The sequence below is a fragment of the Phormidium sp. CCY1219 genome, from assembly GCF_035615515.1.
Taxonomy (GTDB): Bacteria; Cyanobacteriota; Cyanobacteriia; order Cyanobacteriales; family Laspinemataceae; genus CCY1219.
In genome coordinates, this window is record NZ_JAJENT010000273.1 from 1 (window position 1) to 10734 (window position 10734).

The 10734-nt window shown below is 50.3% G+C and carries 2 protein-coding genes; both read right to left on the reverse strand.

From position 1 onward, the window contains the following. Positions 1–158 precede the first annotated feature (158 nt). Positions 159–917 (reverse strand): peptidylprolyl isomerase, encoded by a 759-nt coding sequence (locus LKK83_RS03690; protein ID WP_324629511.1) that lies wholly within the window; start codon positions 915–917, stop codon positions 159–161. Between the two features lie 68 nt (positions 918–985). Continuing rightward, positions 986–10660, reverse strand: a complete 9675-nt coding sequence (locus LKK83_RS03695; protein ID WP_324629512.1) for an SBBP repeat-containing protein — start codon at positions 10658–10660, stop codon at positions 986–988. Between the last annotated feature and the right edge of the window lie 74 nt (positions 10661–10734).

Consider the following 10734-nt stretch of genomic DNA (forward strand, 5'->3'; position numbering starts at 1 on the left):
TTGTACTTGTCCTAATGCACTGAGCAATTCTTCTAAATATTGTTTGGCAAATTGGTCGTGAACAAATCTGGTCATTGTAGGTTTGTATATATATACCGTATTTCTTCTATCATTAAATATCAATAAAACATAGGGTGGGCAATGCCCACCCTAGTTGATTAATCTAAGCGAAGAGTCGTTTGTTTTAGTTGTTTTTGCAACCACTCTTGAAACAATACTTCGCGAAGTTCTCGCTGGATGATGGGGTCGTCTATAGAGGCAGGTAAGCGATCGCGTACCCAACACAAGCAATATCGTCCGTCTAAATCCACTGGGCCGATAATTTCGTCAGGTTTGGCATCTTTGAGGGGTTCTCGCAGGGGTACCGGCAGTTGACCGATTCGTACCGTACCCACCATACCGCCAACGGCTTTATCTTCATCGAGAAGGGTTTTTTCTTTGGCGATCGCTTCAAATTGACTGCGATCGCTCTCCAATTGCGCTTTAAGTTCAGTCGCGGTTTCTTTATCTTTAACGAAGATTCGAGAAAGCACTACGCGATCGCACAATTTTTGTTGTTCCTCAAACCGTTTTTCGATATCCGGCTGGGCGATCGCTATCTTCAGCTTCTCCACTTTAATCCCAAACGCCAGTTGCTCGCAAAGCTCATCATAAGTTAGATTATTTTTCGAGAGCCATTCGTTAAACTTGCTGGGATTCAGGAGATTGGCTTGTCGGGTAAAATTGGAAATCGCCTCGTTAATTTTGAATTTAGTGGCCTTGATGTCGGAACGATTTTTCAGTTCTTGGGTGAGAACGTAGTGCTGCTTGAGGTCGCTGAGCATTCGTTGCAAGCCGCCAGACACTTTCAGCATTTGGCAGACTTCTTCAAAGGAAAAAGATTGGTTAGCAATTGTTACAAATGAATTATAATCCATGACTTTTTTGGGGGAGTAAACAAAGATTTGAACGTAGGGGCACGGCAATGCCGTGCCCTTTGCCGGTACTATGACAACTTCATCATCCAGGCATCTTCTTCGCCGAGATTAGAACCCTCTAAATCGCCGGTGGTGTCACCTGCAAGATAGATGCCGGTAATATCCAAAATCATGTCATTAACCACATCATTGCTGTCGCTGCCGAATTGTTGTTTCCACTGCAACGCGCCATCGACGTTGTATTTAGCGAGGAAGATATCGTCAGCGCCAAATTGAGCGTCGCCGAGTTGACCTTCGGTGGTTCCGGTTAGGTAAACATTACCCAAACTATCGGCAACTACCGTAGTGCCACTGTCGGCATTTGTGGTGCCTAACAGTCGCTTCCAATTGATGCTGCCAGTGGTGCTATCTAATTGGGCAACCCAGGCATCGCCATTGCCGTAGTAAGTGCCGCCTAAACCGGACTTGTCGCCGTGAATTCCTGCCCACCAAGCATCGCGATCGCCTACCCAGTCATCTGGATCGCCGAGATAGGTTTCGCCTAACCACCCAAAGGTTTGACCCCCCAGATAAACGTGACCGTTATTATCCACAGCAACGCTGCGGGCAACATCCACTGCAGTGGTTCCCAACTGGGTTTGCCATTGCAAATTGCCACTGCTGTCTAACTGGGCAACCCACGCATCTCCATCCCCTTCGCGGGTTCCGGCTAAAGATCCTTTGGTTTCGCCGGTGATGTAAACGTTGTCGTTATTGTCTACAGTAATTCCCAGGGCTTCATCTTCATCGGTAGTACCCAACTGTTTCACCCAAGTTTGGATACCATCGCTGTCGTATTTGGCAACCCAGGTATCGGTTGCGCCTTGGTTCGTGCCATCGATATCGCCAGTGGTGCGCCCCGTCACGTACAAACTGCCGTCATTGCCAAGGGTTAAAGCACCGTTGGTAATGTCATAACCCGCACTACCCAGGGGGTTTTGCCACAGTTGAGTGCCGTTGCTGTCGTATTTGGCAATCCAGCTATTTGACGGATCCCCACTCCATCCGAGAACGTATAAATTATCGGCACTATCCACCGCAATCTGTTTGGCTTCATCATCGCCAGCAGTTCCCAATTGAATCTCCCACAGTTCGTTACCACTGCTGTCGCGCTTGACGATAAACCCATCGCTACCACCGGCATTGGTTCCGCCTAAGTTGCCAGAAGTGTGACCGACAGTGTAAGTGTTGCCCGCACTATCCACAGCGACGCTATTGGCAACGTCCTCCGCTGAAGTGCCGAACTGTTGCTGCGACTCTAGGTATTGAGTTTCATTGTCGAGAATCTTCAACTTTGCGTAGTACGCACTCATCGCATAGTTGGGATTGCTCTTTAAGTAGATATCGACAATTTCATCTTCTTCGAGTTCACTGTCATCAATGGGATTGATGTCAATGGTGATGGAAGATTCACCGGCTGGAATCGTGATGCTTTCTGGGATAGCTTCATAATCGATCCCGTTTTTGGCTTTATGCCACCACCCGGTAGAAATCCAGTAATCCACTGTTAACGGATTGGTGGTATCTCCCGTGCGGCTAATGGTGAATTGACCCGGATCGCCGGATTCAGAGGCTTGATTATCGCTGACGGTAATCTCGACCGTAGGTTTATCGTCATTATCCACAAGAGTCACGGGAATCCGATCCCAAATCCGACCTTGATGGTTCATAAACGTATAGGTTGGATCTGGGGTCAGAGTCAATTCTACCGTCTCGTCCCCTTCCACTTCACTATCATCAATCGGGATAAACGTGAAATAGACATCACGCCGACCGGCAGGAATGGTAATGCTGCCGGGGAGTTCTTCGTAGTCTTCTCCATTGGTTGCGGTTCCCGGTAGAGAGTAGTAGACGGTTAAATCTTCTTCCAAACTGCCGATTCGACGCAACAGGAAGTGTTCGTTATTTCCAGATTCCGAGGTATAGGATTCTCGATGGAAATTCGTCGGTTGACCGGTGTACCATTCTGCGTAAAGCCGTAATTTCGGGATTTCATTGTCCCAAATGACCACCGTATCCAGGTGTTCGCTGCTGTTGATTTCGTAGCCATTACCTTCAGCAAGTTTCAGCCTCACGGTTTCGGGCCATTCTGTTTCTGTGTCTTCCAGAGAGGTAATGGTCAAGGTGATGGAAGTTTCACCCGCCGGAATGGTGATGCTGGTGGGAATTGTTTCGTAGTCGGTGCCGTTACCCGCTTGCGGACGCCCCCAATGGATTGACGGTTCGATGGTGAAGTTCACCGTCATCGGAGTGCTGGTATCTCCCGTGCGTGTAAAGGTGAATTCGCCGGGGTCGCTGCCTTCTGTGGCATCGGGGTCGGTTGCTTCGATGCTGACGGTGACGGGATTCACGTCAACGCTGACGGTGACTGGGGTTGCCACTGTGACTTTGCCATCGGTGAGGGTGGCGGTGAATGCCGGTTGCGCGTTGCCGACGGTGGTGGGCGTCCACACGATCGCCTCACCTGCGGATAAGGTTGTCACACCCGCTTCTACGGGTTGACCGTTTTTGGTGGGAATGTCGGAACCGACGGTTTGGATGCGGAACGTGAGAGCGTCGCCATCTGCATCAGCGGCACCCGTCGCCGCTACCAAGTCCGCGTGAGTGACGGTAAATCCGGCGTTTTCTGTGGCACCTGTGAGGGTGAGGTTGGAGGTGGTGACGGTGGGTGGATTGTTCTCGGGTGCGGGTGGATTGGAGAATGTCCAGTTGAGGATATCGTGATTTTCCCATGCTGCGGCTGTGGCTGCGGTAAACCCAACCCAAGCGTTGCCATTATCTAAATCTAAGGTCGTCCCTAAGTCTCCTGGCACGGTTAAAACCGGGGTAGATAGGTCATCCATGAAAATTTGCAGGGTGCCGGGGATGTATTTCACCTTAACCGTGTGGACTTCCCCATCGGACATATTGGGAATATCGCTCGTGACACCCAGAGGCGTGATACCCACACTGTTTCGTCCTGTGCCGCCGGTGTGAACGCTCAGATGATTGTCACTCGGGTCATGGGTGCCGGGGTCGTCGTTATCATAGGTATCGAATTCCACCGCGAGGCTATTATAGATGCCGCTATAGCCCAGGGTTCCTCCCCCACCACCGATCGCATCGGCACTGCTATTTTGAATAACAAAAGCAAAACCATCTCCACCGGAACCTGCCAAATCGTTAATCTGGAATTGGAAAGTAGTCTCAAAACCATCTTCCACCGATTGCGGCGTCGCGTGCCACACTGCTCCAGCTTGAGAGCCGCTTGTCCGGTTCTTCGGGGTCAGGCGGAGTGTGTCGCCGAGTTGTGCCGCGCTACCGATGAGGTTGAGTCCTTCTAGGGAGCTAAAGTCTTCATAGTTTAACTCGGTGACGGGGACAACCCGCACGTCATCAATGACAAACCCGGTTCCACCATTCGCCGCATCTCCCTGGAATGACAGGGTGGTGTTGTTGCTGTCGGCAGTAAAAGTGGAAGTGTATTTGACAAACTGGAGATTGTCTAGAGTTGATGGAAGATCGTGGGTCAGAGTAGTTGAGAGTAGAGAATTGTTACCCGTAACGTCGATATATCCTGTGGATGACTCATTTTGCACAGTTGGGTTGTGCGCGTACCAGAAACTTAACTCATAAGTCTGACCGACTTCGGTGGTAAAGGTTTGCGACAGAGTTGCATCGCTGTCAATATCTAAGCTTTGGTCAATACTATCTGGGTTGCTGGTTCCCGATACGCCACTCCACGACAGGTTTTTCAGGTCTATATTGGCGTTGGAAAGTGACCAACCAAATCCGTCTGGTAGAGTTGCATCATTGTATGTTTGCAACAAGCCACTCACATCAACAGCTTCAAAGTCGCCATTTTGGATGAGGTTTGTGGGTTCGTCGCTAATAATTGACCCGATGTTGACAAAGGTGTTTTTGGACACCCAGGCGTCATAATTGCCCGCGTTGGTGTTGGCGACGGAACCCGTGCTGTTGCCAGTGGTGTAAATGTTACCGGAGCGATCGCTGGTAATATCTTGAACGAAATCGTCGTTGGCGGTAGCGATGATGCGGCTGTTGATAAAGTTGCCGTCGCTATCCAATGTGGTGACAAAGGTATCGTTACTGCCGAAATGCGGTTGACCGTTGAGAGACCCTTGGGTGGTGCCAGTCCAATGGATCCTGCCATTGCGATCGACGGTGACACCCCAACCTCGGTCATCCCCTGCGGTTCCTACTTGTTCCGTCCACAGTTGAGTGCCGTTGGGGTTGTATTTCACCAAGAAAGCATCTTGACGTCCGGCATTGGTGTTGCCGTTGAGGTCGCCTTCGGTAGTGCCGGAGAGGTAAATATTCCCCTCGCTGTCAATGCCTAATTGAACGTTGCGGCGATATTCTCCGCCCACATTGGGGATGTAAACGTAACCGTCTGCGGCAGGGGTTCCCAGTTGTTCCGTCCAGAGTTTGGCACCAGAAGCGTCATATTTGGTCAGGAAGATATCGGTGCTGCCAGCATTGGTATTGCCATCCAGGTTCCCTGTGGTGACGCCAGCAATGTAAACGTTTCCAGCAGCATCCGTCACTACAGAACGCGCCATGTCTTCACCGTCAGACCCTAGCGTTTGCTGCCAAATCAGATTGCCATTGCTGTCGTATTTCGCAAGTAAGGCATCGGAAATACCCGGTGTTGACCAAGGTTGAGAATAACCGGAAATATACACATGACCCGCATTATCGACGGTGATGCCACTGGCCCAATCATGGGCAGCGGTGCCAATAAATTGACTCCACAGTTGATTACCCTCGCTATCCCATTTTGTCAGAGTGATATCGCCACTGCCATTCTGACCTGGGCCATCATCGTAACCAACGGTATAAAGATTGCCTGATGAGTCGTTGGCGATGCCGTTGTAGTAGTCAGTTCCGGTCGAACCCGATTGGCGCGTCCAGAGTTTATTGCCTTCGACGTCGTATTTGGTGAGGAAGGGATCGGAAAAGTTAGCATTAATGCCGCTGCCATTGGTGTTGCCATCAAGAGAACCGCTAGTGGCACCAGCAATGTAAACGTTTCCATCGCTATCTACGACAACGCCACGCGATTGGTCGGAGTTGACGGTGCCTAATTGCCGAATCCATGAGCGATCGGCAATGGGTGCTAGAATTTCCACGATACCGGGTCGAATCCCATTCTGTTGACTCGGCAGATCATTCCACGTGCCAACACCATAAACATTGGTCTCGGTGAAGTCTTCCCCTTCAGGAGTATGAAGTTTGTTATCCGGTGTACTACGCCAGTTTAGGAATGTGGCTGAATCTCCACTCACCCACTGATGATTCCCCTCGGTATTGCCATAAATTGGGCTATCATTTAACCCAATCAACTTTCGGCCACCACCAAAAGTATCAAACAGCCATTGATTCTCATCGGCATCGTCAATGGTGACAAGGTTGCCGCCAAGTGCCTGCGCTTGTTCTTGTGCGCCTAGCCAAGTGTCGGGGGTGGTGAGGAAATAGCGATTTCCCGTCACCGGATTGGTGTAAACGTAGCTGGTGGTATCGATAAGGTCTGCGCCTTCTATCTCTTGCCGCACTTGTGACAGGGTGGCACCTGTTTCTAATTGATTTTGCCAGTAAGCAATCTCTGTGGTTTCCGCTTCTCGTCCTAAGAGTTCCTGATAAAATTCAGCGATTTTTTGTTGGGCTTCATTGTTCCCTTGTCCATCAACTGCCGCTTGAACAATTTCCGGACGCAGTTGCTCTAAGGTTTCGCCATTTTGCCAGCGTTCCATCCAATGTTCGAATAAGGAAACGTCGCGCCCAATAACTTCGTTGGCAATCCGATTGATGGGATTTTGGTCGGTGATGATGATGTGACCGCTGGAGTGGGTGCCGTTTTCATAGTCACCCTCTGCTAAGTTAACCACGAGGGTTTCGTTGCCTTCGATTTCATCATCGGGAAGGGCAATTATCGGCAGGGTGACTAAGGTTTCACCGGCAGGAATGATGATGTTATCGCTTAAGGTTTGAAGGTCGCTGCCATTGGTTGCATCCCCACCCCAGGTGTAATTCACGCTCAAGCTTTGGTCTAAGTTGCCAATGCGCTGAAACACGATTTGTCCCGCATTGCCATCTTCTCCCGCTAGGGAATCCGTGACCATGATATTGACAATGGGTTGTTCGAGTTGTGCCGGGTCAATTTCGATGATGCCAGGGAAGTTTCCGATATAAGTGCGGTCATTCCATTTCCCATCTACGTGCTGATTTATAACGCTAAAGTCTTCACCTTCTGGGAGAAATGGACTATTGTTGGGTTCTCCTTGCTTCCAGTTTTCGTAGGTTATCGGGTCGCCATTTACCCATTTAAAATCTCCCTCTTGATTACCATACATTTCACTATCTGTCAAGCCAATATGAAAAACTTGACTGGTGCCAAAAGTATCTACAATCCACTGCTGTTCGTCAGCGGTGTTAATGGAAACCAGATTTCCACCCACTGCTTCTGCTTGGTTTTGTGCGCCTAACCAGGTGTCGGGTTCGCTTAACAGATATAGATGGCCGTTGGCAGGATTGACGTAAACGAAGGAACCGTAACGGTCTGTAATTGTACTATCGGTAATGGTGCCGATCGCATCAGTGTTTTCTCCTACCCGATATCCGGGCAGATCCCGTAAGCTAATCTCTACAGTCTCGTTTCCTTCCAATTCATAATCGTGAATCGGATTAACCCCAATGGTGACGGAGGTTTGACCCGGTGCAAAGGTGATGGTTTCGGGGAGTTCCTGATAGTCGTTGCCGTTGCTGGCAGTACCGTTCATCTGATACTCTACGGTGAGCGATCGCGCCAGATTTCCCCCTTCTCGCGTCACCACAAATTGTCCGGCATTCCCGTCTTCTGTAGCATCGCCATCGGTGGCAGTCACGTTCACCGTTGTCGGCGTTTCTGTGCCGAAAAAGTTGAGTTTCCACCCGTTCCAATTCCCAACTTCGTTCCCCCATTCATCAGAAACTCGCAGTTTCCATTCCCCTTGTGAGGATTCTCCCCAGTGTTGCGCTGAGGTAAACACCCAATTGTCATAGTTATCGTTGGGGTCGCCATGCCGATCGCTCAATTGGGATACTGTCCCATCTGGCGATATCAATTCTACTTTCAAGTCGCCTCGGTAGGTATGACTGGCATCGAATACCACTTCTACCCACTCCACTTGAATATCCTCTTCGATCGCGATCGCGGATTCCACATAGCGATCGTTCTCGATGCGATCGCGCGATCGCAGCATTTCTCGTTCGGTCTCACTCAGGGTTTCCGGTTCCCGTTGCAACAGGTTGGCCACCTCTTCACCCAACAGGCGATCGGGTTCGTAATCGGGAATCGCCGCATTTACGGTTTGCCAAGTGGATTTCACCGAAACTTCTGGCGCAACAGGCGTCCAATTCGCCGCCGCTTCTACCGCATCCTCGGCGGAAATTGCGCCAAATCCATAGTTCGGATTCACCCAATATCCCGCTTTATTCTGCACCCAGTCCGGATTTTCCGCATCGGTTTTCTGCGCCGTTTCTACTAGGATATGCTGCACGTCGCGATAGGACAAATCCGAGTTAACCTCCAACATTAATGCCGCCGTTGCCGATACGATGGGTGCTGCTGCTGAAGTTCCACCGAATTTTTTTGTATAATTTCCGTCGGCGTAATCTTCGCTCTCGTCGCTGTCTCCCCCAGAATTATATCCTGCTTCTCCAGACAAATCGCTAGTGGGAATTCCCACACTGATGCCATCTTCCGAAGTGGAACTCGAAGGGGCGGAAATAAATAAGGAAGCACCGGATTCGCTATACGAAGATTGCTTCCCATCTGGCCCGATCGCACCCACTGCGATCGTGTGGCGCGAGTTGGCAAAAGGATTGTAATTCACATTTTCCCCTAACCAGCGATCGTTCCCCGCCGCATACACATAAACGTTCCCTTTCCCCTCTCGTCCTTCTGCCACACCTTTCTCTAACGCCGCCAAACTCAAGGGAGTAGAAACTTTCGATTGCGCCGGTTTCCAACTGTTATTGTAAATATCGATTTCTTCGTTGTAAAATACTCCATTTTCTCCCTGAGAAAACAAGGCATCGCCAATCTGTTCGTCAGTGACATCCGCCGCCGTTAACTGAAAGTCCACCACCGACGCTTCCGGCGCAACCCCGCTGATTCCATTGGTTCCATCTCCTGCCACGACTCCTGCAGTGGATGTGCCATGTTGCTGCGGTTGTGCCATTTCCGGTTCTTGTTCCGGATCGAGCATCCAACTCAATCCGGGGCGGCGGTTGAAAAAGGGGGGTCGCCACCACCACCACCACCACCACGATTCCTCTAGTTCCACTGGCGGTGTGGCAATTAATTCCGATTCGGGTACGGTTTCGTTGAAATTGCGCTGCAGGTGGTCGAGCAATTGGCTTTCTAAATTGGGATGTGAGTCTAAAATCCCATCATCAACGATCGCGATCGTCACTCCTTCTCCTGTGGCCAATTCCCACGCCCCGAGAACTTTGGCACCCTCGCTGGCAATCCCATCAATTTCGCCAATATCTCGCAAATGCCATTGGTCATCTGCCATTGGATATTCGGGCAAATGTTGCGGCGGAATTAACTGAATCGGAATCAGCGGATAGGGATAATCCGAACCGACCAAATCCTGTAATTGGGTTTGAATTTGTTCCGGAGTTTTTTCTTCGGAAAACTGGAAAATATAGGTATCGTCGATCTGCCCCGTTTCCCCTAAATTTTCCGCATCAAACAGAGTAGCGATCTGGTCGGGGTTTAAGTTCGGGTCTAACCAAATTACCCAGTCTGTGGTTCTCGCTAATGCTTCGGCGTCGTAATTTTCCAAGTCTTGCGATCGCTCCAGGGCACTTTGCACCGGGTCGGAATATTCTGGGGAAGTGGTTTCTACATACCTATTCACCAAATCAACCACGGTTTTGGTATAATTCACCAAAGCTTCACCGAGTTCGCTTGTGCGCCAATCTTTGCCTTCGGGAATGACGCTATCCAAATGCACGGTTTCGGCAGTTGCCCCTCGCACTTGGAAGATAACATCGTTATAATCTCGGTCTGTGCCGCGATCGGTTCGCAAGTCTTCCATGACGAATGTATGTCCGTCGCCGGTGACATCGGCAATCTGTCCCACGTGAAATGATTCGTTTGGATTGGCAGTGGTCATGGAAAACAGGGGACGTTTGGCACCGCCTACGGTGGGGTCGTCATATACTTCCTGTACCGTTCCATGGGGCACTAACATCACCCCAAAGGTATCTCCGGGTTCCATGACAAACCGTTTGATGCCTTTGTAGTCGCCGCTATTTTGATTTCGTTCTCCCAATTCCCCGGTAAATCTGGCCCCTTCGCTGCGATCGGCGATCGCGACATACCCCTGAGTGGAATTACTCAATGCCCTCCGCGCCGCTTCTTTGATAAATTCGGGAGACCCTGGTTTGTAGCGATTCATCCCGGTCAAACTAAATAGGGCAAGTTCGCCCCGATACCCGCCGCCATCATATAAAAAATCAATCCCAACTTCTCCGGTGGCGCTAATAACCTCAAAAACTCCCGAATTATAGATTTCTGCTAATGTCGCCTCTACAGAAGATACTGAAATGACCTCGATTTCCCCGCGTTCTTCCGGTTCCGCTCTCTCGGATTCTATCGGGTCCTCGGATGCTGCTGTGGCCTCCTCGCTGTCGCCCCTATCCGATGCCAAGGTATCGCTGGGTTCTTCGCTGGATCCGGTGACGCTGCTGGATAACGTATCTTCGCCAGATTCGCTCTCCCTGT

What these genes read in the sequence shown, in the direction of transcription:
- LKK83_RS03690 (WP_324629511.1), bottom strand. Translation starts at nt 917, where the DNA reads ATGGATTATAATTCATTTGTAACAATTGCTAACCAATCTTTTTCCTTT.